Origin of the sequence: Gordonia bronchialis DSM 43247, assembly GCF_000024785.1 — a bacterium.
GTDB lineage: Bacteria > Actinomycetota > Actinomycetes > Mycobacteriales > Mycobacteriaceae > Gordonia > Gordonia bronchialis.
Window position 1 is genome coordinate 2,324,771 of the sequence record NC_013441.1, and the last position, 23,153, is coordinate 2,347,923.

General features: G+C 67.3%; 23 protein-coding genes. 15 read left to right on the forward strand and 8 right to left on the reverse strand.

The window, feature by feature from the left end; translation table 11 throughout:
* Positions 1-6: 6 nt before the first annotated feature.
* The 3 genes from GBRO_RS10880 to GBRO_RS10890 all read left to right on the forward strand — a co-directional run bounded on the left by GBRO_RS10880 (position 7) and on the right by GBRO_RS10890 (position 5,121).
* A complete protein-coding gene (locus GBRO_RS10880) occupies positions 7-639 on the forward strand; it encodes a TIGR03085 family metal-binding protein (protein ID WP_012833995.1) in 633 nt (210 codons plus the stop codon).
* A gap of 126 nt (positions 640-765) precedes the next feature.
* A complete protein-coding gene (locus GBRO_RS10885) occupies positions 766-3,813 on the forward strand; it encodes a DNA translocase FtsK 4TM domain-containing protein (RefSeq protein WP_012833996.1) in 3,048 nt (1,015 codons plus the stop codon).
* Between the two features lie 255 nt (positions 3,814-4,068).
* Positions 4,069-5,121, forward strand: coding sequence for a TerC family protein (locus GBRO_RS10890; RefSeq protein ID WP_012833997.1), 1,053 nt, complete (start codon positions 4,069-4,071; stop codon positions 5,119-5,121).
* 6 nt (positions 5,122-5,127) lie between these two features.
* On the opposite strand, the gene GBRO_RS10895 is transcribed toward GBRO_RS10890, so the two are convergent.
* Both GBRO_RS10895 and GBRO_RS10900 read right to left on the reverse strand, forming a co-directional pair.
* Positions 5,128-5,412: a YciI family protein gene (locus GBRO_RS10895; protein WP_012833998.1), complete on the reverse strand. Its 285-nt coding sequence runs from the start codon at positions 5,410-5,412 to the stop codon at positions 5,128-5,130.
* 42 nt (positions 5,413-5,454) lie between these two features.
* Entirely contained in the window at positions 5,455-5,967 is a 513-nt protein-coding gene (locus tag GBRO_RS10900; RefSeq protein WP_041919854.1) for an amino-acid N-acetyltransferase, read from the reverse strand.
* A gap of 146 nt (positions 5,968-6,113) precedes the next feature.
* Here GBRO_RS10900 and pgsA point away from each other — a divergent pair, with 146 nt between their 5' ends.
* The 7 genes from pgsA to GBRO_RS10935 all read left to right on the forward strand — a co-directional run bounded on the left by pgsA (position 6,114) and on the right by GBRO_RS10935 (position 11,693).
* Complete coding sequence (pgsA, locus tag GBRO_RS10905) at positions 6,114-6,872, forward strand: CDP-diacylglycerol--glycerol-3-phosphate 3-phosphatidyltransferase (RefSeq protein WP_012834000.1); 759 nt, start codon at positions 6,114-6,116, stop codon at positions 6,870-6,872.
* A 213-nt stretch (positions 6,873-7,085) separates the two neighbouring features.
* On the forward strand, positions 7,086-7,436 hold the full coding sequence (locus tag GBRO_RS10910; RefSeq protein ID WP_012834001.1) for a helix-turn-helix domain-containing protein: 351 nt from the start codon (positions 7,086-7,088) through the stop codon (positions 7,434-7,436).
* A 159-nt stretch (positions 7,437-7,595) separates the two neighbouring features.
* Positions 7,596-8,423 (forward strand): phage shock protein PspA, encoded by an 828-nt coding sequence (pspA, locus tag GBRO_RS10915; RefSeq protein WP_012834002.1) that lies wholly within the window; start codon positions 7,596-7,598, stop codon positions 8,421-8,423.
* A 10-nt stretch (positions 8,424-8,433) separates the two neighbouring features.
* Positions 8,434-9,648, forward strand: a complete 1,215-nt coding sequence (locus tag GBRO_RS10920; RefSeq protein ID WP_012834003.1) for a glycosyltransferase — start codon at positions 8,434-8,436, stop codon at positions 9,646-9,648.
* Entirely contained in the window at positions 9,639-9,833 is a 195-nt protein-coding gene (locus GBRO_RS10925; protein ID WP_012834004.1) for a DUF3046 domain-containing protein, read from the forward strand. The genes GBRO_RS10920 and GBRO_RS10925 overlap by 10 nt, the downstream gene beginning before the upstream one ends.
* Positions 9,834-10,125: 292 nt before the next feature.
* A complete protein-coding gene (gene recA, locus GBRO_RS10930) occupies positions 10,126-11,169 on the forward strand; it encodes a recombinase RecA (protein WP_012834005.1) in 1,044 nt (347 codons plus the stop codon).
* 11 nt (positions 11,170-11,180) lie between these two features.
* The gene (locus GBRO_RS10935; protein ID WP_012834006.1) at positions 11,181-11,693 is read left to right on the forward strand and encodes a regulatory protein RecX; all 513 of its coding nucleotides are present in this window, start codon (positions 11,181-11,183) and stop codon (positions 11,691-11,693) included.
* Between the two features lie 119 nt (positions 11,694-11,812).
* Here GBRO_RS10935 and GBRO_RS10940 read toward each other — a convergent pair whose 3' ends face one another.
* The 4 genes from GBRO_RS10940 to GBRO_RS10955 are packed head-to-tail and all read right to left on the reverse strand — an operon-like array spanning position 11,813 to position 15,182.
* On the reverse strand, positions 11,813-12,703 hold the full coding sequence (locus tag GBRO_RS10940; RefSeq protein WP_012834007.1) for an amino acid ABC transporter permease: 891 nt from the start codon (positions 12,701-12,703) through the stop codon (positions 11,813-11,815).
* On the reverse strand, positions 12,700-13,371 hold the full coding sequence (locus GBRO_RS10945) for an amino acid ABC transporter permease (protein ID WP_012834008.1): 672 nt from the start codon (positions 13,369-13,371) through the stop codon (positions 12,700-12,702). The genes GBRO_RS10940 and GBRO_RS10945 overlap by 4 nt, the downstream gene beginning before the upstream one ends.
* A gap of 15 nt (positions 13,372-13,386) precedes the next feature.
* Positions 13,387-14,454 (reverse strand): glutamate ABC transporter substrate-binding protein, encoded by a 1,068-nt coding sequence (locus GBRO_RS10950; RefSeq protein WP_012834009.1) that lies wholly within the window; start codon positions 14,452-14,454, stop codon positions 13,387-13,389.
* Positions 14,454-15,182 carry an amino acid ABC transporter ATP-binding protein gene (locus tag GBRO_RS10955; protein WP_012834010.1) on the reverse strand — a complete coding sequence of 243 codons (729 nt, stop codon included), beginning with the start codon at positions 15,180-15,182 and terminating at the stop codon, positions 14,454-14,456. Before GBRO_RS10955 ends, GBRO_RS10950 begins: the two co-directional genes overlap by 1 nt.
* 176 nt (positions 15,183-15,358) lie before the next feature.
* Here GBRO_RS10955 and miaB point away from each other — a divergent pair, with 176 nt between their 5' ends.
* Positions 15,359-16,945 carry a tRNA (N6-isopentenyl adenosine(37)-C2)-methylthiotransferase MiaB gene (miaB, locus tag GBRO_RS10960; protein WP_012834011.1) on the forward strand — a complete coding sequence of 529 codons (1,587 nt, stop codon included), beginning with the start codon at positions 15,359-15,361 and terminating at the stop codon, positions 16,943-16,945.
* 85 nt (positions 16,946-17,030) lie between these two features.
* Positions 17,031-17,741 carry an Rv2732c family membrane protein gene (locus tag GBRO_RS10965; RefSeq protein WP_012834012.1) on the forward strand — a complete coding sequence of 237 codons (711 nt, stop codon included), beginning with the start codon at positions 17,031-17,033 and terminating at the stop codon, positions 17,739-17,741.
* Here the strand turns inward: GBRO_RS10965 and GBRO_RS10970 are convergent.
* Positions 17,738-18,829 carry an IS630 family transposase gene (locus tag GBRO_RS10970; RefSeq protein ID WP_012834013.1) on the reverse strand — a complete coding sequence of 364 codons (1,092 nt, stop codon included), beginning with the start codon at positions 18,827-18,829 and terminating at the stop codon, positions 17,738-17,740. The two genes, GBRO_RS10965 and GBRO_RS10970, sit on opposite strands and share 4 nt — an antisense overlap.
* Positions 18,830-18,871: 42 nt before the next feature.
* Positions 18,872-20,281: a DUF349 domain-containing protein gene (locus GBRO_RS10975; RefSeq protein WP_012834014.1), complete on the reverse strand. Its 1,410-nt coding sequence runs from the start codon at positions 20,279-20,281 to the stop codon at positions 18,872-18,874.
* A 221-nt stretch (positions 20,282-20,502) separates the two neighbouring features.
* Between GBRO_RS10975 and GBRO_RS10980 the strand changes: the two genes are divergently transcribed.
* The 3 genes from GBRO_RS10980 to dapF are packed head-to-tail and all read left to right on the forward strand — an operon-like array spanning position 20,503 to position 23,146.
* A complete protein-coding gene (locus tag GBRO_RS10980) occupies positions 20,503-21,294 on the forward strand; it encodes a class III extradiol ring-cleavage dioxygenase family protein (protein WP_321573982.1) in 792 nt (263 codons plus the stop codon).
* Entirely contained in the window at positions 21,294-22,238 is a 945-nt protein-coding gene (gene miaA, locus GBRO_RS10985) for a tRNA (adenosine(37)-N6)-dimethylallyltransferase MiaA (protein WP_012834016.1), read from the forward strand. The genes GBRO_RS10980 and miaA overlap by 1 nt, the downstream gene beginning before the upstream one ends.
* Positions 22,238-23,146 carry a diaminopimelate epimerase gene (dapF, locus tag GBRO_RS10990; RefSeq protein WP_012834017.1) on the forward strand — a complete coding sequence of 303 codons (909 nt, stop codon included), beginning with the start codon at positions 22,238-22,240 and terminating at the stop codon, positions 23,144-23,146. Before miaA ends, dapF begins: the two co-directional genes overlap by 1 nt.
* Positions 23,147-23,153: the final 7 nt, after the last annotated feature.

A 23,153-nucleotide genomic window follows, 5' to 3' on the forward strand; every position in this document is an offset into this window, starting at 1 on the left:
GGCAGGGTGACTTGCGCCCAAGATGAACGAGCAGCCCTGGTCGAGACGTTCCGCTCGGTCGGTCCCGATGCGCCCACCCTGTGCGAGGGCTGGACGACCCGAGACCTGCTCGCGCATCTGGTGGTCCGTGAGCGTCGACCCGACACCGGTCCGGGGATCCTGATCAAGCAGTTCGCCGGCCACACCGAGAAGGTGCGTCGTGCGGCCGCCGAGAAGGACTGGGACGAGTTACTCGGCCAGCTCGCCGACGGACCGCCGCTGTACTCACCGTTCAAGCTGGTCGACAAGTGGGTCAACCTGGCCGAGATGTACGTCCACCACGAGGACGTGCTGCGCGGGGGAGCGGATCCCGACGGACCATGGGTGCCCCGAAAGCTCTCCGACCGGCTCCAGGCCGAACTGAAGACCTCGGTCCGCTCGGTCGGCAAGATGGCGCTGAAGAAGACGCCGGCGACCGTGACCCTGCGTACCGACGCCGGAGAGGACCTCCTCACCGCGGGTGAGGGACCACCGGTCACTATCACGGGCACCCCTGGCGAGCTGGTGCTCTTCGCCTTCGGTCGCGACCCGGTGGATCTGCAGTTCGCCGGCGACCCGGATGCGGTGGCCGCGGTCCGCGGTTCCGACCGCGGTCTCTGACCCGAGCGGGCTTCGGGCTCGTCGGAGCGCCAGCGGCTCCTCGCGGATGTCACGAATTCGATACACGATCGTGGTACCGGTGTTGCTCATGTGACTGAGGGGACCGTCGGATACTAGGCTGTCCTCATGGCTTCGAGAGCGAGCACGGGTTCACGCGCGTCCGCGTCGCGTGGCAGGACGACCGGTTCCGCCGGCACGTCCCGGGGGAAGACGTCGGGCGCGAAGTCCGGTCGGGGTGGTTCGGCGAGTACGTCCAAGCGTTCGTCGGCGGGATCGGCGCGCACGACCGCGCAGCGGGGTACGTCGTCTGGTCGTGGCCGGCAGAGCCGTCCCCAGAGCGCCCGCACCCAGGCGAATCGAGGTGCTGTCGCCGAATCCGCCGATCTGCACCGCCGTTCGATCGCCGCCTCCGGTGCGGCCGCGGTGGGCAAGGGCATCGGCGCGGGATGGTCGTTGCTGGCCAAGGGGGTCGGCAGTGCCGCACGCGCCGGATCGGGCGTCGGACGCGGTCCGCGCGTCGAGGGCAGGGCCGGCCGGGCCGGCGAGATCTCAGCCCGCCTCGACGAGGAGGACGTCTTCGACGACGACTACGACGACTTTGACGACGCCGAATACGACTCAGACTTCGCCGACGCCGGTACGGCCGGCGACGATGCCGAACCGGCAGCGCGTCGGGTAGCCCGGCAAGGCGCCGATCGCGGGCGCCCGGCAGGCCATTCGCATCGGCGCGACGGAGTCGCCCTGGGCCTGTTGGCCTTCGCCCTGGTGGTGGGTGCCAGTGTCTGGTTCGGCGCGGCCGGACCGGTCGGAGCCTTCGTCGACGCCCTGGTCCGAGCCGTGATCGGATCGCTCGCGGTCGTGACCCCGGTGGCGCTCGTCGCTCTTGCCATCATGCTGATGCGTCGGCCGCCGGCGCCGGAGAGCCGCGCGCGCTATATCGGCGGCGGACTCCTCGTGGTGTTGCCGGTACTGGGGCTCATACATCTCATCGCCGGTGCGCCGGTGGACCTGCCCGGCCGTTCGCACGCTGCCGGGTTCCTCGGCTTTGCGATGGGGACACCGCTGACAAACGGGGTCTCGCCGTGGGTGTCGGTTCCGATTCTGTTGCTGTGCACGGCTTTCGGTGTTCTGATCTTGAGTGGCCGAACTGTTCGTGAGGTCGTCGACGGGGTCGCGGGCTACCTGGGTCTCGGCGTCGGGCCCGGCGGTGATCGGGCCTGGGACGCCGATCCGGCTGATGACGACTTTCCCGAAAACGACTACTCCGCCGACCCCGACGACGATTACGACGACCCGCGGTGGGCAGATGCTCCCCGTACCCCGCTCACCGCCGGAGAGGTGCGTGACCGGGCACGGTCAAGCGACCCCTATGAGAACTATCCGCCCGATGTGCCGGCGTCCCGCCGCCGGTCGTCCTCGCGACGTCCGGCAGCCCCGTCGTCGGCCGCGGGCGATGCACTCACCGAGGACCTCTTCGGTCAGATGGGCGACGCGACAACCGAACAGCTCGCCGGTGGACCGGCCGCGTCGGCACCGACCGATCCGATCGTCGACGACTCCGACACCGGTGCGGGCCGGAGCACGCCCGCGCGCCGAACGCCTCGTACCCCGCGGTCACCGTCGAAGCCGCGTGCCAGCGCCGAACCCGAGCCGCAACCGGCCGTACCCGAGGCCGAGGGCGACTATCGATTGCCACCGTCGTCGCTGCTGCTCGACGGTGACCCGCCCAAGCAGGGCAGCCGGTCCAACGACGACATGATCGACCGCATCACCGGCGTACTCGAACAGTTCAAGATCGACGCCGCGGTCACCGGCTACACGCGTGGTCCGACGGTCACCCGCTACGAGGTCGAGCTGGGGCCCGGCGTCAAGGTCGAGAAGATCACCGCGCTGCAGCGCAACATCGCCTACGCGGTCGCCACCGACAACGTGCGGCTGCTCGCGCCGATCCCGGGTAAGTCCGCGGTCGGCATCGAGGTGCCGAACTCCGATCGGGAAATGGTCCGGTTGGCCGACGTGCTCAACGCGTCGTCGACCCGAAAAGACAAGCATCCGTTGGTGATCGGCCTCGGCAAGGACATCGAGGGCGACTTCGTCAGCGCCAACCTGGCCAAGATGCCGCACCTGCTGGTGGCCGGATCGACCGGTTCGGGCAAATCCAGCTTCGTCAACTCGATGCTGGTGTCGCTGCTCACCCGCGCCACCCCCGATCAGGTCCGGATGATCCTGATCGACCCGAAGATGGTGGAACTGACCCCGTATGAGGGCATCCCGCATCTCATCACACCGATCATCACACAGCCGAAGAAGGCCGCGGCCGCACTCGCCTGGCTCGTGGAGGAGATGGAGCAGCGCTACCAGGACATGAAGGCGTCGCGGGTCCGGCACATCGACGACTTCAACACCAAGGTGCGGTCGGGCGAGATCACCACACCGCTGGGCTCGGAGCGGGTCTACAAGCCGTATCCCTACATCCTGGCCATCGTCGACGAGCTGGCCGACCTGATGATGACCGCACCCCGCGACGTCGAGGACGCGATCGTGCGGATCACCCAGAAGGCGCGTGCCGCCGGTATCCATCTGGTGCTCGCGACCCAGCGCCCGTCGGTGGATGTCGTCACCGGTCTGATCAAGACGAACGTGCCCTCGCGGCTGGCGTTCGCGACGTCGTCGCTGACCGACTCCCGGGTCATCCTCGATCAGCCCGGTGCGGAGAAGCTCATCGGCATGGGTGACGGACTGTTCCTGCCGATGGGTGCCAACAAGCCCATCCGTATGCAGGGCGCCTACATCACCGACGAGGAGATCACCGCGGTGGTCGACTTCAGCCGGGAGCAGGCCGATCCCGAGTACACCGAAGGAGTCACCACCGCGAAGGCCGGCGACAAGAAGGAGATCGACGGCGACATCGGCGGCGATCTCGATGACCTGCTGCAGGCCATCGAACTCGTGGTGTCCAGCCAGTTCGGCTCGACGTCGATGCTGCAACGCAAGCTGCGCGTCGGCTTCGCAAAGGCCGGCCGCCTGATGGACCTGATGGAGACCCGAGGCGTCGTCGGACCCAGCGAGGGTTCCAAGGCGCGTGAGGTTCTGGTGAAGCCGGAGGATCTCGCCGGGGTGATCGCCTCGATCACCGGTGGCGGCGACGACCAAGCGGGCGACTCGCCGGACTGATACGGCTGCGGCGAGTGCCGGGTATGTCCGAATCGGTGTTCATGGGTTACTCTGGTCGAGATCGAAGAGGGGAGTATCCCCGACCTCGCGGTGTTTCCGTCAATACGGTCGAGCGGTCATACGATGCAGATCATCGTCTGGCACACACGGCCCGGAACGCCGGTCCAGCCCGCTGACGCTTGCGTCGGCTCACCGGACGGGAGAGACCTCTGGCATCGCACCATTTGTGTTGCGCGCTGGAGGTAGATCGCACTCATGCATGTCTCACCGACCATCTGGATCATCACCTGCCTGGTGATCCTGGGTCTATTCGTCTTCGACTTCTTTGCCCACGTGCGTGTGCCGCACGCACCCTCGCTCAAGGAATCGGGCGCCTGGTCGGCCGTCTACATCACCATCGCGCTGATCTTCGGCGGGTTCGTGTGGTGGCAATGGGGCGGCACTTACGGCGGTGAATACTTCGCCGGCTACGTCACCGAGAAAGCGCTCTCGGTGGACAACCTGTTCGTCTTCGTCATCATCATGGCGAAATTCGCGGTGCCGCGGGAGTACCAGCAGAAGGTGTTGCTGCTGGGCATCGTGATGGCGCTGGTGATGCGCGGTGCGTTCATCGCCGTCGGCGCTGCCGCGATCAACGCCTACAGCTGGGTGTTCTATCTGTTCGGCGCATTCCTGATCTTCACCGCCGTCAAACTGCTGCGGGAGAGCGACGACCCGGTCACCCACGAGGAAGAGCGTGAGTCGCGACTCGAACGATTCGTCAAGCGCTACCTGCGCAGTCACGATCAGTACGACGGCGACCGCTTGTTCACCAAGGTCAACGGCAAGCGCTTGGCCACGCCGATGCTGATGGTGCTGATCGTCATCGGGTTCACCGACGTCCTGTTCGCGCTGGACTCGATCCCGGCGATCTACGGGCTCACGCAGGAGCCGTACCTGGTGTTCACTGCCAACGCCTTTGCGCTGATGGGTCTGCGCCAGCTGTTCTTCTTGCTCAGTGGACTACTCGACCGGCTGGTCTACCTGTCCTTCGGGCTCTCGTTCATCCTCGCGTTCATCGGTGTGAAGCTGGTTCTGCACGCACTACACGAGAACACCCTGCCGTTCATCAACGGCGGTGAGCACGTGAGCGTGCCCGAGATCAGTACGCCGCTGTCGCTCGGGGTCATCATCGGCACGTTGGTGATCACGACCGTGGCCAGCCTGCTCAGCTCCAAGAAGTCGGACGCCGAGAAGGCCGCTTCGGAGAAGTCAGGGTCGGAGAAGTCAGGGTCGGAGGAGTCGGGGTCGGAGAAGCCGGCGGAGTAGGCCGGTCTAGTCGCCGAACGGACCGAAGATGTTGGTCCACTCCTTCACCTCGACGGCGTCGACGGCCCGGTGTGCGTTGAACGGGTCGTTGGCCAGGAATGCCTCGGCGCCGTCGAGGTCGTCGGCGCGGACGAGGATCAGGGCACCGGAACCATCCGGATAGGGGCCGGCGAGCAGCACGTTGCCTGCGGAGTGTTCTTCACCGAGCCACTCGCGGTGCAGCTTTCGATGCTGATCGCGGAGCTCCGCCTTCTCGGGCCGGTAGGTGTAGTGGACGGCGAAGATCGCCATGGTCTGCTCCTTTGTTCGGCAGGGACTCGCGTTTGTCGGTGGTCAGGTCTGGTCGAGGTAGGCCAGCATGCGGGTGTTGCCGAGAGTGTTCGGCTTGACGTAGCTGAGGTCGAGGAACTCGGCGACACCGGTGTCGTAGGACCGGCACATCTCCTCGAAGACCTCGCGGGTCACCGGGGTGCCCTCGATCTCGGTGAAACCGTGCCGGGCGAAGAACGCCGTCTCGAAGGTCAGCACGAAGACGCGCGACAATTGCAACTCGCGGGCCACATCCATCAGGCGTCGCACCAACTGATGTCCGATCCCGCGGCCGGCGTGGGCGTTGTCCACGGCGACGGTGCGGACCTCACCGAGATCGGCCCACAGCACGTGCAGGGCGCCGCATCCCACCACCGCTCCGTCGAGATCGGCGACCCAGAACTCCTGCACCGACTCGTAGAGCGTGACCAGGTTCTTCTCGAGCAGGATGCGTCCGGCGTACTGGTCGATGAGTTCCTTGATCCGCGGAACGTCGGAGGTCCGGGCGCGGCGGATCGAGACGGTGTCACCGGGCATATGCACATCTTGCCCTCTCCCGGCCGCGTGGGCGCAGCAGGTGCCACCGGTGTCCCGAACGACCTCGTCGTCAGAGCCGGTGGGACGGGCCGATACCCTGGGCAGGTGCGGACCAATGACCTCTCGGCGACTGGGCGGGCGCGCTCATGACCGATCGGATGAGACGAGCGGTCAACGAGAACGGCATCGCGAATGCCGGACGGGGCCCCGATCACATCACCGACCCGGTGAATCCGGTCCCGGTGGTCAACATCGCGAATGCGCTGACCGTCTTCCGGATCATGCTCGTCCCGGTGTTTCTGGTGGCGCTCTTCGTCGACGACGGCGAGAGCACGGCATGGCGGATAACCGCTGCGGCGATCTTCGCGGTCGCGGCGCTGACCGACCGCTATGACGGATACGTGGCTCGTGCGCGCGGCCTCATCACCGACTTCGGCAAGATGGCCGACCCGATCGCCGACAAGGCGCTCATCGGTGCCGCCCTGATCGGATTGTCGATCCTCGAGATCCTGCCGTGGTGGGTGACCGCGGTGATCCTGGCCCGGGAGATCTGGGTGACCGCACTCCGATTCTGGGTGCTTCGCCATCGCGTCATCCCGGCGAGTCGCGGCGGCAAACTGAAGACCTTGCTGCAAGCCGTGTCGATCGGTCTCTACCTGTTGCCGCTCGACGGTGGATGGCAGGTGGCCGCGGGCGTCATCATGGCGCTTGCACTCGTCATCACCGTGGTCACCGGTGTCGACTACACGTGGCAGGCGATCAAGGCGCGCGACGGCGGGGCCGATGACGGCACGCCGGCCGAGGGACAGACGAGCACGTCCGGTGCCGATGATCCGCGTGATACGTCACCGGCCGAGAACGGGGTCTCCCTGCGGGAACGTGATCGGCGTACCTCGGAGGCATGACACGTCGCCGGGCTGTGCGGCGTGGTCGCTGATCTTCGACTACTGTCGTGCAAACGGATCGGCCGACCGCGGTATCCGGATGCACTCCGTCTCGGTGGGGGAACGGATCGGGCCGTCGACGCGTTGTTGATCAAGAGTGCTGTCGGTCGCGATCACGGGTGGCCGATGGAGGTCGGTCCGGGGAACGGCACGGAGGAACGGAGAGGAGTCTCGATGGCGATGCTTCTGCGCGAGGCGCTCGGCGACAGCCTGCGTCGTGTGCGCACAGATCAGGGCCGCACGCTGCGTGAGGTCTCCACCGATGCCCGCGTCAGCCTCGGCTACCTCTCGGAGGTCGAACGTGGCCAGAAGGAGGCGTCGAGCGAACTGCTCGCGGCCATCTGCGACGCACTCGACGTGGAGATCGCCGATCTCCTCCTCGACGCCGGTAACGCCATGCGACCGGTGGAACTGAGCGGAACCGGTTTCGACACCCCGGCCGAGGCCGAGGCCGGCCTGTCGACCAAGGTGGTCATCCCGGCGCCGGCGGAACGTCGCGACGCCACCGCACTCGCGGCGGCCTGACGCGTCGGTGCCGCGGTTGCCGTTCACGGTGGTCGTCCGCCGACCGTGATCGCTCACATCGTGGCCCGGTCGAGTGGATGACGGTCGTCACCACGGCCACCACGTATGCCCTAGATTGGTGTGCAAAGCTTTCAACCGCTGAATGGAGTGACGACGAGCATGGCGAACCCGTTCGTGAAGATGTGGCGCTACCTGATGGCCCTCGGTAACGCGAAGATCGATGAGAACGCGGACCCGAAGATCCAGATCCAGCAGGCCATCGAGGATGCGCAGCGCCAGCATCAGGCACTGAGCCAGCAGGCCGCGTCGGTGATCGGCAATCAGCGGCAGCTGGAGATGAAGCTGAACCGCCAGCTCGAGGAGATCGAGAAGCTCCAGGCCAACACGCGTCAGGCACTGACGCTCGCCGATCAGGCCGCTGCTGCCGGTGACACCCAGAAGGCCACCGAATACACCAATGCCGCCGAGGCTTTCGCCGCTCAGCTGGTCACCGCCGAGCAGAGCGTCGAGGATCTCAAGGCGCTGCACGACCAGTCGTTGCAGGCGGCCGCGCAGGCGAAGAAGGCCGTCGAACGCAATGCGCTCGTGCTGCAGCAGAAGCTCGCGGAGCGGTCCAAGCTGCTCAGCCAGCTCGAGCAGGCCAAGATGCAGGAGCAGGTCAGCGCCTCGCTCAATCAGATGAGTGAGCTCTCGGTGCCCGGGAACACGCCCAATCTCGATCAGGTCCGCGAAAAGATCGAACGTCGCTACGCCAATGCGCTCGGCTCGGCCGAACTGGCGCAGAACTCGGTGCAGGGTCGGATGGCGGAAGTCGAGCAGGCCGGTATCCAGATGGCGGGTCATTCCCGGCTCGAACAGATCCGGGCGAGTATGCGCGGGGAGGCACTGCCGTCCGCGGGTGCCACCGGCGCCGTGGCCCCGCCGGTCAAGCAGCCGGCGCCGCCGACTGCAGCACCGAACACCGAGCCCCCGCAGCCGGGTAGCTGATTCCCGCCGCATGCGGGTCGCCATCGTCGCGGGTTCGGATGCGGGACATGCCTTTCCGGCCTTCGCGTTGGCCGAGCGGTTCATCGCCGCCGGCGATGAACCAACCGTGTACACCGGTCTGCGCTGGTCTGCTGCCGCGCGGCGTCGGGGAATAGAGATCGCCGAACTGCCGGAACTGGTCGCGGTCGACACCGACGACGACGCGGACGCGGGGCAGAAGCTCTCCGTACGCGCGGCGCGCATGGCTCGTGCTCTCGCGCCGGTGATCGCCGCCGCCCATCACGATCTGGTGATCTCGGACGTGATCACCGTGGCCGGTGGCTGGGCGGCCGAGCTCTGTGCGCTGCCGTGGATCGAGTTGTCGCCGCACCCGCTGTATCAGCCGTCCCGCGGGTTGCCGCCCATCGGTTCCGGACTGGCCGTCGGAACCGGTCTCCGTGGACGCTGCCGAGATGCCGTGATGCGCGCGCTCAGCGCCACCTCGGTCCGCGCGGGTGAACGTCAGCGTGCGGCGGCGCGCGCGACGTTGCACCTGCCGGGACCGGGGTCGACGCCGGACGCACGATTCGTGGCGACGCTGCCCGGACTGGAGGTGTATCGGCCGGACTGGCCGGTCGCGACGCATCTGATCGGTCCACTGTTGTGGGAACCCACCGACGAGGTGTTCGACCGGCCGGACGGAACGGGACCGCTGATCGTCATCGCACCGTCGACCGCGGTGACCGGTGCCGCCGACATGGTGTCCTCGGCGCTGGCGGCCCTGGCTCCGGAGAAGATGGGTTGTACTGTGCGCGTGGTGATCTCGGCGTTGGACCGGCCCGATGTCGAGGCCGCCGGCCTCGGCGCGTCGCTGATCGCGGGCCTCGGTCGGCAGGACGAGATCCTCACCCACGCCGACCTCGCGATCTGCGGTGCTGGGCACGGCATGCTCGCGAAGGCGCTCGTCGCCGGGGTGCCGGTGGTGACCGTGCCCGGCGGCGGCGATCAGTGGGAGCTGGCCAACCGGGTGGCCCGGACCGGTGCGGGCACGGTGGTCCGACCGGTGACGCCCGACTCGATCCGGGAGGCGGTACGCACGATTCTGACCGCCCGCCGATACCGTGCTGCCGCGCGTCGGGTCGCCGATTCGGCACACGATGTCGTCGATCCGGTGGCGGTGGCTCGACGCGTGGTGCACCGGAATCGGCCCGGACGCCGGGTACGTAAGGTGGGATCGTGCGACTGACCGAGTTCTCCGAGCTGATGACCGCGGAATTCGGGGTCTCGGCGGCGGATTCGATCCTCGTCGACCACGTGCTGACCGACTTCGGCGGGCGCACCGGAGCCCAGGCCATCGACGACGGGATCGATCCGCGGGATGTGTGGGTGGCCATCTGCCGGGACTTCGACGTCCCGCGCGAACGTTGGTGACCACCGGCGAATCGGGGACCTATCCGAGTCCGGCGATCTGAGTCCGGGACCGGACCGAATCCGAGCCGACGCGACTGGCGACACGCGGCGTGTCACACTTGCCATCGAACATCTGTTCACCCATGCTGGATGCCATAGGGAACCAGAAACGACGCCGCCGCGTCCAAGACAACGCCGCCCCGTGAGGGCGCACACACGATCGGATACCGGAATTGTCAGAGGCGCTCGATAGCGTGCAGACGTGAAAAGCCGGACCCCGAGACCACCAGCCGCACAACGGAGGAGAAATTCCATGGCACCCGCCCCGCAAGATCGCGAGAAGGCACTGGACCTGGCGCTCGCGCAGATCGACAAGAACTTCGGCAAGGGATCGGTGATGCGGCTCGGCGAGGAGACCCGTCAGCCGATCGAGGTCATCCCGACCGGTTCCATCGCCCTCGACGTCGCTCTCGGTATCGGCGGTCTGCCGCGTGGCCGCATCGTCGAGGTGTACGGCCCGGAATCCTCCGGTAAGACCACCGTCGCGCTGCATGCGGTGGCCAATGCCCAGGCGCAGGGCGGCATCGCCGCGTTCATCGACGCCGAGCACGCGCTGGATCCCGATTACGCCGCCCGGCTCGGCGTGGACACCGATGCACTGCTCGTCTCCCAGCCGGACACCGGTGAACAGGCGCTGGAGATCGCCGACATGCTGATCCGCTCCGGTGCGCTGGACATCCTCGTCATCGACTCGGTCGCCGCCCTCGTGCCGCGCGCCGAGATCGAGGGGGAGATGGGCGACAGCCACGTCGGTTTGCAGGCCCGCCTGATGAGCCAGGCGCTGCGCAAGATGACCTCCGCGCTGAGCAACTCCAAGACCACTGCCATCTTCATCAACCAGCTGCGCGAGAAGATCGGCGTCATGTTCGGCTCGCCGGAGACCACCACCGGCGGCAAGGCGCTGAAGTTCTATTCGTCGGTGCGACTGGATGTCCGGCGGATCGAGACCCTCAAGGACGGTACCGATGCGGTCGGTAACCGGACCCGGGTCAAGGTCGTCAAGAACAAGGTCGCCCCGCCGTTCAAGCAGGCCGAGTTCGACATCCTCTACGGCCAGGGCATCTCCAAGGAGGGTTCCCTCATCGACATGGGGGTGGCCGAGGGCTTCATCCGCAAGTCCGGTTCGTGGTTCACCTATGAGGGTGACCAGCTCGGTCAGGGCAAGGAGAACGCCCGCAAGTTCCTGCTCGAGAACGAGGACGTCCGCGACGAGATCGAGAAGAAGATCAAGGAGAAGCTCGGTATCGGCGCCGTCGTCGACGCCGACGACGTCGCCCCGGCTCCGGTCGAATTCTGACCACCTCACCGATGAACGACGACGCGGACCCCGGACAGGACGAGCGGTCGGGTCCCAGCGCATGGGACACCGCACTCCGCCTGCTCGGGGTTCGCGCGCGTTCCCGGCAGGAGATGCTGCAACGCCTCGAGCGCCGGGGATTCGATCCCGACACCATCGACGAGGTCATGGCGCGGCTCGAGAATCATCGGCTCCTCGACGACGCCGACTTCGCCGCGCAGTGGGTGCACTCCCGGCACACCCACTCGGGGCGGGGCCGGGTGGCGCTGCGACATGAACTGCGGGCCAAAGGCATCGACGAGACCACCATCAGTGCCACCCTGTCCGAGGTGGATCCCGAGGACGAACGCGAGATCGCGGCGAATCTCGTCGCCCGCAAGCTGACCGTCGCGATGGCGGAGCGCGCGAAGGCCGATCCGGCCGAGCGGGACAAGATCAAACGCCGGTTGCTCGGCATGCTGGTTCGTCGTGGCTATCCGCAGTCGATGGCTCTGGACGTCGTCTCGGAGGCACTGGTCGGCTGATCGCCGCGTCGGCCGTGCGCCCCGAACCCGTCGACCGTGCATCTGCAGTCGCAAGGAGCGCACAGTCAACGATTTCGGGCGCACGGCAGGCTCAAGTGGTCAACGCGGCGGCGCGGGGATCAGCGCGCGCCGAACGGCATGTTCTCCGACGCCGCGAGGTCCGCGTCCCCGGGGTCGACTGCCTCGACCTTGCGGCGGCCCACCCGTAGGCGCTTCTCGAGCCAGGTGGCAAAGGAGGAGAGCCCGAAGTTGATCAGGATCATGATGACCGCCACCACGAACAGCGCCGGAATGTAATTGCCGTAGCGGGCTGACGAGAGCAGCGCGGACCGGATGATCTCCGAGTACCCGATGATGTATCCGAGCGCGCTGTCCTTGAGTGCGACGACCATCTGCGACACCAGCGCAGGCATCATCGCGGTGACGGCCTGCGGCAGCAGGATCAGGCGCATCATGTGACTCTTGCGCAGGCCCAACGCTTTCGACGCCTCGGTCTGGCCCTTGGGCAGCGAGTTGATGCCCGAGCGCAGGATCTCGGCCATCACCGAGCCGTTGTACAGCGTGAGTCCGGTGACCACCGCCGCGAAAGCCAGCTGGGAGGCGGGCACGACGCCGTAGAGGGCGAACAGGAACCAGGTGAACACCATCAGGATCAGCACCGGGATGGCGCGGAAGACCTCGACGAAGAAGCCGGCGATCATTCGGACCCAGAGATGGTCCGACAGCCGCCCGATGCCGAGGACCGCACCGAGGATCAACGCCAGCACGATCGAGACCACCGCAGCGGCCAGGGTCCGGAACAGACCCGGGAAGATATAGCCCGACCACGTGCTCCACTTGGTGAACGGTTCCCATTTCTCGCCGGCGAACTGATCGTTGCCGGCCAGGATGACGATCACATAGGCGGCGATCGCGACGACGATCGCGATGAACACCACCGCGGTGATCCGGTTGCGCAACTGGGCCTTCGGGCCGGGCGCGTCGTACAGGACGGTTGCCGTGTCGCTCATCGCTTCACTCCCAGCCGCTTGGCGAGGTAGCCGAAGATGGCCCCCTCGGTCAGTGTGATGATCATGAAGCCGACCGCGATGATGCCGAAGATCACGAACAGCTGATCGGAGTAGGTCTCGATCTCGGTCTTCATGAGCAACGATGCCTCGGCCACACCGATCGCCGACGCGATCGTCGTGTTCTTGGTCAGTGCGATCAGGACGCTTCCGAGCGGGCCGATCACCGACCGGATGGCCTGCGGCAACACGATGATGCCGAAGACCTGGGTGAATGACAGACCCAGCGAGCGCGCGGCCTCGGCCTGCCCGATCGGCACGGTGTTGAAGCCGGACCGCAATGTCTCGCAGACGAAGGTCGCGGTGTAGACGATGAAGCCGAGCACCGCGAGCCAGAAGTTGTTGGTCTTGAGCGTCGAGGAGAACGTGACGCCCAGGTTGTAGGAGAGGCCGATGGCGCAGAACAAGATGATCAGCGTCAGCGGGGTGTTGCGCACGATGTTGACGTAGGCGGTCGCGAAGCCGCGCATGACCGGCACCGGTGAGACCTTCATGCCGGCCAGGATGACGCCCCAGATCAGCGCGCCGATCGCCGAGAAGAAGGTCAACTGGATGGTCACCCAGAAGGCCGGCCACAGCTGTGGCCCCATGCTGTCCCAGAGTTCACTCATGTCGGTTCACCCTCCTCACTGCAGATCTGCGGGGCACGGCGTGGACGGCGAGTCGAGGAACTCCAGGTTCCCCGGGTCGGGTTTGTACGAGAATTTCGAATTCTGTTCCGCGCGTTGCTGAATCATGTCGACGTAGGAGGCGCCGAGGTTGCCCTGCAGGGCCTTGGTCCACGCGGACGTCCCGTCGGGGCCGGGTGCGAGCATGGCGTCGAGCGCGGAGTTGACCGCGTTGCGCGAGGCGGTGTCGCCCTTGCCGAGGCCGATGCCGTACCGCTCGGTGGAGAACGGCGCGCCGGCCTTCTTCAGCGTCTTCTTGCCGCTGCTGGTGACGCACGCGTCCTTCAGATAGGTCATCTCGACGAGTTTGAACTCGCCGCCCCAGAAGTTGTTGTAGCCGGCCAGGATCGCCTCGTCGGTGGTCAGGGCATCCACCTTGCCGCGACGCAGTCCCTCCACACACGCCGAATACGAGTCGTACTCCTGCAACTGCACAGAGGGCAGCTGGGCCTTGACGTTCTGGGCCGAGGTCGAGCCGGACACCGAACACAGCTTCTTGCCCTTGTTGAGGTCGGTGAGGGTGTCGATCGAGGTGTCGTCCTTACGGACCAGCAGCCCCTGATAGGTCGTCAGGTACGGTCCGCCGAAGTCGACCTTCTTCGACCGGGCGGTGTTGATCGAGTAGGTGGCCGCGATGACGTCGACCTCACCGTTCTCGATCATCGCCTCGCGCCGGGCCGACGGCGTCTCCCGCCAGGTGATCTTCGGGGGGTCGACTCGCAGCTGCTGCTTGGCGATGTAGTTGACGACGTACGTCGAGACGGCGGCGTCGAATCCGTCGACACTGCCGTTCTCGGGGTTGTAGAGACCGAGCCCGGGCTGATCGAACTTCACCCCGAGCACCACCTCGCCGTTACGGATGGAATCCAGGAGGTTGCGGGGGTCGGTGCTGCCGCAGGCCGAGACCAGCCCGGCGATCAGCAGGGCGGCCAGGCCGAGCACTCCGAGGGTGCCCAGGCGCCGGATGCGTGTGTGCCGGATGGGTGTGTGGTTGATGCCGGACGTCGATGCGCTGGGTGAAGTCATCAGTGCCCCAGGATCTTCCCGAGGAAGTCGCGGGCTCGTTCCGAACGCGGCTGGGTGAAGAAGGATTCGGGGTCGGTGTCCTCCACGATGGCGCCGTCGGCCATGAAGATGATGCGATCGGCCGCTTTGCGCGCGAAACCCATCTCGTGGGTGACCACGAGCATCGTCATGCCTTCCTTGGCCAGCGAGACCATCACGTCGAGGACCTCGTTGACCATCTCGGGGTCGAGCGCCGAGGTGGGCTCGTCGAAGAGCATCACCTTGGGTTCCATCGCCAATGACCGGGCGATCGCGACACGTTGCTGCTGTCCGCCGGAGAGCTGGGCGGGGTACTTGTCCTTTTGGCTGGCGATGCCGACGCGTTCGAGCAGCGCCAGCGCCTGCTTGTTGGCCTCGGCCTTGCTCTTCTTGCGGACCTTGATCGGTGCCAGACTCACATTGTCGAGAATCGTCTTGTGCGAGAACAGGTTGAACGACTGGAATACCATCCCGACGTCGGCCCGCAGGTTCGCGAGATCCTTGCCCTCGGCGGGCAACAGCTTGCCCTCGATGTAGATCTCGCCGCTGTCGATCGGTTCGAGCCGGTTGATGGTGCGGCACAGCGTGGACTTACCCGACCCCGACGGGCCGAGCACCACGACGACCTGACCGGCCTGCACCTCGAGATCGATGTCCTTGAGGACATGCAGCGAGCCGAAATGTTTCTGCACGTTCTTCATGACGATCATCGGGGAACCCGAGGCGTGAGGAGTTGTCGGCGTCGAAGACGCGTCGTTGGGCGAAACGGTCATAAGGCACCCTAACCGTGGCGGGGCCCGTCGGCGCGGTGGATCGCGAATCGGTGAGTCGCGTCGCGGTCCGAGTGCGCGGGAGTCGATTTGCGCCGGTCCGTACCCTGGTAGGAGTGAGTATCGACGTTTCGCAGCGCCACGCACCGGTCGGATCGCCCGATGGTACGACGCTCGATGGTGTTCAGCACGGGGGTGTCCGGCGCAGCTATCAGGTGCGCACCTACGGATGTCAGATGAACGTGCACGATTCCGAGCGGATCGCGGGTTTGCTGGAGGACGCGGGTTACGTGCGGGCCGCCGAGGACGACGCCGCCGATCTGGTGGTGTTCAACACCTGCGCCATCCGAGAGAACGCCGACAACAAGCTCTACGGCAATCTGTCGCATCTCGCGCCGGTCAAATCCCGGCGGCCCGGCATGCAGATCGCGGTCGGCGGCTGCCTGGCGCAGAAGGACAAGGACACCGTTCTCAAGCGCGCGCCGTGGGTCGACGTGGTGTTCGGCACCCACAACATCGGGTCGCTGCCGGCACTGCTGGACCGGGCCCGGCACAACGATGCCGCCGAGGTGGAGATCCTCGACGCCCTGGAACGTTTCCCGTCGACGCTGCCCGCCAAGCGTGACTCGGCCTACTCGGGCTGGGTGTCGGTGTCGGTCGGCTGCAACAACACCTGCACCTTCTGCATCGTGCCGTCACTGCGCGGCAAGGAGGTCGATCGTCGGCCCGGTGACATCCTGGCCGAGGTGACGGCATTGGTCGATCAGGGTGTGCTGGAGGTGACGCTGCTGGGCCAGAACGTGAACGCCTACGGGATGTCCTTCGCGGATCCGGAATTGCCGCGCGATCGCGGCGCCTTCGCCGATCTGTTGCGGGCCTGCGGGCGGATCGACGGACTCGAACGGGTCCGGTTCACCTCGCCGCATCCGGCCGAGTTCACCGACGACGTCATCGACGCGATGGCGCAGACCCCCAACGTGTGCCCCCAGCTGCACATGCCGCTGCAGTCCGGTTCCGATCGGGTCCTGCGCGCCATGCGTCGCAGCTACCGGCGGACGAGGTTCCTCGGCATTCTCGACAAGGTGCGCGCCGCGATGCCGCACGCAGCGATCACCACCGACATCATCGTCGGATTCCCGGGGGAGACCGAGGAGGACTTCGCCGAGACCCTCGACGTAGTGGAGCAGGCCCGATTCTCCAGCGCGTTCACCTTCCAGTACTCACCGCGGCCGGGAACGCCGGCCGCGACCATGCCTGATCAGGTCCCGCCGGAGGTCGTGTCGGAGCGCTATCAGCGGCTGATCGCACTGCAGGAACGAATCTGCTTGTCCGAGAACGAGTCGTTGGTCGGGTCCGCGGTGGAGCTGCTGGTCGTCGACGACGACGGACGCAAATCGGCACGCACCGGGCGGCTGACCGGACGTGCACGCGACGGTCGGCTCGTGCACTTCACCGTCGACGACGAGGGCCGGACCCGGATTCGTCCCGGTGACGTGGTCCACACGACAGTCACCGCGGCCGCACCCCACCACTTGATCGCCGACGCCGGGGTGAGCGCGCACCGCACCACCCGCGCCGGTGATGCACACGAGCAGCAGCGGACCCCGACCACGGCCCCGGTCGGGGTAGGTCTCGGACTGCCGGGCATCGGTGCGCCCGCACCCGAGCCGGCCGTCGGCTGCGCGACCGGGTGCGGCGGCTGACGCCGCACCGCTCGTGCCGGCCCCACCGGGGCACCATGGATGTCGACGACGGCGCACGAGCCGTCGGTGAAGGAAGGCGGCGACGATGACCGACGCAACCCACCCGCGTGACCGTGGGACAGATGGCGGGGGGACAAATGGCGGGGGAGCAGGCAGCGGCGATACAGCCGGCGGCGGGGCACCGCGCCCGCAGGAGAGCAACGTCGACGCCGATTTCGCGCAGTATGCCGGTGATCTGCGCAAAGCGGAGAAAAAGGTCGCCGGGGAGATCGATCCCGGCGCGCGGGCACTGGTGGTGGCGGTCGCCGTCCTGGTGGCGATGTTGTCACTGATCCTCCCGCATACCGGGTCGGCCAGCGGGATCGAGGTGCTGACCAACGCACCCGACGCCAAGGCCGAGTTGGTGACCATCACCTCCAAGGTCTTCGTCTACCTGCTCACGATCTTCGGCATCGGCGCATCCATGCTCGCGTTGCTCACCCGCCGCTGGTTCATCGCCTGGGTCGCGCTCTGCGGCAACGCCATCGCCTGTGTCGCCGGCATGCTCGCCTGGTGGTCACGCAACACGCCCGGCGTGGGCAACGTGCAGCCGCCGTCGGGTGTGGGTATCGGGCTCATCCTGGGTTGGCTGGCCGTGCTGGTCCTGACCTTCCACTGGGCGCGGGTGGTGTGGGCGCGCAGCACCTACCACCTGGCGCTGGAAGAAGAACGTCGCAAGGAAGCCGCGGCGCGTGACGCCCACGCGCTGTCACTGCAGCGCAAACACGACAGCCGCGACCTGGGCGACACCGACTAGTGTTCTGAGTCATTAATTCGTGTGCAGTAGTGGGCGATGGAGTCGAGGATCTGGTCAGCGGTCTTGACCCACACGTAGGGGCGGGGGTTGTCGTTCCAGGTCTCGATCCATGCTCTGATGTCGGCGTTGAGCGCTCTCACGGTGCGGTGGGTGGAGCGTTGGAGCTTCTTGGTGGTCAGTTCGGCGAACCAGCGTTCGACGAGGTTCATCCAGGATGAGCTCGTCGGGGTGAAGTGGACAACGAATCGTGGGTGCGAGGTCAGCCATCGTTTGACCGCGGGCGTCTTGTGGGTAGAGGCGTTGTCCATGACCAGGTGGACGTCGAGCTCGTCGGGCACCTCGGCGTCGATCCTGCGGAGGAATCCGATGAACTCCGTTGCGCGATGCCGTGAGTGAAGCGAACCGATGACTTTGCCCGACGCGATGTCCAACGCCGCGTACAGGCTGGAGGTGCCGTTGCGCACGTAGTCGTGGCTGGCCCGTTGCGGGGTGCCCGGGAGCATGGGAAAGATCGGCTGGGTGCGATCGAGCGCTTGGATCTGGGTCTTCTCGTCAACGCAGAGCACCAGGGCACGTTCGGGTGGGTTCATGTAGAGCCCGACGACGTCGCGGACCTTCTCGGTGAACATGGGATCTTTCGACAGCTTCCACGAATCCTGTTTGTGTGGAGCCAATCCGAACGCTCTCCATACACGCGAAACAGTTGACTGCGACATGTCGAGATGCTCAGCCATCGCCCGCGTCGACCAGTGTGTCGCATTCTTCGGAGTGGTCTCGAGAGTTGCGGTGATCAGGTCTTTGATCTGCTCGTCGCCGACGGTTCGAGGTCGCCCGGGCCGGGGTTCGTCGAGCAACCCCTCGCAGCGGTGCTCGACGAACCGGCCTCGCCATCGCCGCACGGTACCTCGGTTGAGGCCGAGTCGTTGTGCCACTTCGGTATTCGACCCGCCATCAGCGGCAGCGAGAACGATTCGTGAGCGCATCGCCAAACCCGAGGCCGTCGTTCGCCGACGCGCCCACCCTTCGAGCTCACGGCGCTCGTCATCGGTCAGAACAATATCCACTGCTCGCGGACCCCGGGTTGCCATTCCCCAGTCTATCAACCGAATGACAATTAATGACTCAGGACACTAGCGGTCGGTGACCGCGCTCTGCGCGGCCTGCGCCCACTCCCGCCACTGTGCCGCCTGCTCGCGCAGCCCGGCGGCCTCGGACTCCTTGCCCCGGTCGGCGGCCTTGCGGGCCTGCTCCTCGAGCGCGGACGCTCGATCGGCGAACTGCGCCGCCCGTGCCAGGGCCTCGGGGTCGGTGCGCTGCCACTGCGACTCCTCGGCGTCGCGGATGCGCTTCTCCAGCGCGCGGGCGCGGGCCTCGAGCGATTGCATCTGATCGCGCGGGACCTTGCCGATCTCGTCCCACTTGTCGCGGAACACCCGGAATTCGCGCCGGGCCGCCTCGAGGTCGGCGGCCGGGTCGATCGCCTTCTCCGCGTTGTCGAGCAACGCGACCTTGGCCTGGGCGTTGGCGGCGAATTCGGCGTCACGCTCGGAGGTCGCGGCGTTGCGCGCGGAGAAGAACACGTCCTGGGCGGCCTTGAACCGCTGCCAGAGGGCGTCGTCGGCGTCGCGGGGAGCGCGTCCGACCGCCTTCCACTCGGCCAGCAACTCCCGGAAGCGCGCCGACGTCGGGCCCCAGTCGGTGGACCCGCAGAGCTCCTCGGCCGCCGCGATCAGCTCTTCCTTGCGGGACCGCGCCCCGGCACGTTCCCTGTCGAGCTCGGCGAAGTGGGCGCCGCGACGGCGGTTGAAGGCGTCGCGGGCCTTGGCGTAGCGCTTCCACAGCACGTCGTCGGTCTTGCGGTCGACACCCTTGATGGTCTTCCACTCGTCGAGGATCTCGCGGAGCCGGTCACCGGCGGACTTCCAGTGCGTGGCCTCGGCACCGAGCTGCTCGGCCTCCGCGGCCAGCGCCTCCTTGCGTGCGATGGCCTGTGCGCGCGCCTTTTCCCGGTCCACCTTGAGCTGATCGGCGACCACGTCGGCACTCCCGACGATCGCGTTGAGGCGCTTCTCGAGCGCGGCCACATCCCCGATGACGTGGGCCTGCGACAGTCCGTCCAGTAGGTGCTGCGCCGCGGCCTGTGCCTTGCGCGGATCACCCGACCGTGCCGCCAGTCGCTCTTCGAGGATCTCCACCTCGGTGGCGAGATCGTCGAAGCGATGGGCGAAATGTTCGAGTCCCTCTTCGACGGTGCCCGCATGCCACGACGCGATCTCACGTTCGCCCTCGGCCGTCTTGAGCCAGACCACACCGTATTCGTCGATCCGGCCGAACTGGTGCGGATCTCCGTGGCTGATCAACGTCGGGGCGATCGGCGGGGGGACGGCTGCGGCGTCCGCCGTCTTCGCAGTGCCGCCCAGACGCGGACCAGGTTTGGGTCGCGGGCCCGGCTTGGGTATCGACGCCGGACTGGGTGGCGTCGGGGCGGGCTGGTCCGTCGGCGTGTCCGTCGCGGATGCGGGATCGGTCGGGTTGGTCATGTGCAGTCCTACCGCTGGTTGGTGCCGCGCGTCACGGCTGCCGGTCGCTGGAGACGAGGGTCGTCGCGCATCCTACGCGCGCCTGCCACCTCGACAGTACGGATCCATTCAAGCAGTTCAGGACGGCAGATGTGGCGGCTGTGGGGGTCGGGGTGCGACGAGTCCGGCCGGGCGGGACACCGCAACTGGTTGGCCGCCGGGCGAACCACTACTTTCATGGTGTGTTGCCTGTGTCGTCCGAGGTCGTCTTCGTCCCGAGTGCCCCGCTGCTCGTTCCCCGGCTCGCTGGACCCGCGGCCACCGACACCGAACCGGTTCGCGACGCCGCGGTGTCGGCGCTGCGGATGGCCGCCGAGGGCATCGAACGGTGGGTGGCGATCGGCGTCTCCGATGAGGCCGCGCGTGGACGACTGTCGACACCGCACACCGGGACCTTCGCGGGTTTCGGCGTCGACGTGCCGGTGACACTGGACCGCGGCCGGTCCGACGGCGCGACGACCACACCGGCACCGATGGCAACGCCCATGCCGTTGTCGATGCTGATCGCCGGCTGGCTGCGTGGACAGGTGGGCGTGGTGCGCATGGGAGCGATCCTCGTCGGACGTGACACCACTCCCGAGGAATGCACGCGCATCGGGACCGAGCTGGCCGCGGAACTCGAGATCGGCGGACCGGGCGCGGAGGCGGTGCCGATCGGGGTGCTCGTCGTGGGCGACGGTGCGACCGCGCTGTCGGCGAAGGCGCCCGCCGGCGGCCGCCGGGAGTCGGCGGTGGTGTTGCAGAAGGTGATCGACCAAGCGATCGGCCGGCCCGACCCGATCGGGTTGGCCGAGCTCGGCGTGGCCGACTGCGAGGCCGAGGGCGTCGGGGGTCGGGTGGCGTGGCAGGTCGCGGCCGCGCTGTGCGCCGGTGGCGAACTCGCCGCGCGCGTCGACTATTGCGCGGCACCCTTCGGGGTGGGATACACGGTGGCGCGCTGGACCGCCAAGCCGCCCACCGGTCAGGGATCGTGATGGCCGATCGCGATCTCGCCGTCCGGCCCGTCGCGGTGGTGGGACCGACGGCCGGCGGCAAATCGGACCTCGCCCTCGACCTGGCCGAACACCTCGGTGGCGAGATCGTGAACATCGACGCCATGCAGCAGTACCGCGGCATGGACATCGGCACCGCCAAGGTGCCGGTCGCGCAGCGACGCGGCATACCGCATCACCAGATCGACGTCCTCGAGGTGACCGAGGTCGCGACGGTCGCCCGGTATCAGGCCGCCGCCACCGCCGACGTCGAGCGTCTGCTCGCCGCCGGGCGGGTACCGGTGATCGTCGGCGGCTCGATGATGTACATCCAGGGGTTGCTCGACGGCTGGAGCTTCCCGGAGACCAATCCCGACGTGCGTCGCCGCTACGAGGATGAGCTCGAGGCGCTCGGCGTGGCGCACCTGCATCGACGGCTCGGCGAGGTCGACCCGGCGGCAGCGGCCTCGATCCTGCCCACCGATGGCAGGCGCATCGTGCGGGCGTTGGAGGTGGTCGAGATCACCGGGCGTCCGTTTGCCGCGTCGGCACCGACGATCGGCGAACCACGTTGGGGTACAACAATTCTCGCTCTCGACCGGGATACCGCAGAGCTCGATGGCCGGATCCGCGAACGGACCCGGGCGATGTTCGCGGACGGTCTGGTGGACGAGGTCGTCCACCTCCGCGAGCACGGGCTCGCCCACGGCCGGACGGCGTCGCGGGCCATCGGATATGTGCAGGTCCTCGCGGCGCTGGCCGGCGAGTACGACATGGCGGCCGCGGAGGAACTCACGTTCATCGGTACCCGGCGCTATGTGCGGCGACAGCGGTCCTGGTTCCGCCGGGATCACCGCATCCGGTGGCTCGACGCGGGGGAGCCGGCGTTGCTCGACCGTGCGCTGTCCGCGATCGGCGACACCGCCCCCCCACGTACCCTGGAGTGATGACGACCAGCACCGGACTGCGTTTCGTGAAGGGCCACGGCACCCAGAACGACTTCGTGATCCTCGCCGACCCGGCCGCCGACCTCGACATCGACGCATCGCTGGTCGCCGCGCTGTGCGACCGGCCCCGCGGTATCGGGGCCGATGGCCTGCTGCGAGTGGCGCGGGCGGGTGCGCTGGTCGCGGCCGGGGTGCTCGAGATGCTGCCCGACGGTGTCGCACCCGACGACTGGTTCATGGACTACCGCAACGCCGACGGGTCCATCGCCGAGATGTGCGGCAACGGGGTCCGCGTGTTCGCCCACTTCCTGCGCGCCCGCGGTCTCGTCGACGTCGATGAGTTCACCGTCGGGTCACGGGCGGGCGGCCGGCCGGTGACCGTTCACTCCCACGACGCGCTGTCCGCGGACGTCACGGTCGAGATGGGGCAGGCGACGGTCGATTTCGATGCGGCCGTCCGCATCGGCGACGACCTGTACGTGGGCACGAAGGTCGACGTCGGCAACCCGCATCTGGCCTGCGTCGTCGGCGATCTGGACGTCGACGAACTCGCCGCGGTCGACTTCACCGCCGGGGTGCGCCTCGAGGCCGCCGACTTCCCGCACGGGGCCAACGTCGAACTCCTCACCAGGCCCGCGGTGGCCGACGACGGCGTGCTGACCGCACACATGCGTGTCTTCGAACGAGGCGTCGGCGAAACCCGCAGCTGCGGAACCGGTCTCGTCGCGGCGGCGGCGGCCGCCTTCGCCGGGCGCGGCGAACCGGGTGGCGATCTGCGCATTCACGTCCCCGGCGGGACGGTGCTGGTGACCATCGCCGCGACGGGCACGCGGCTGCGCGGACCGTCGATGCTGGTAGCCGAAGGTGAACTCCGCGACGGCTGGTGTGGCGGTCCCGGCGGAAAATGATGTGCTT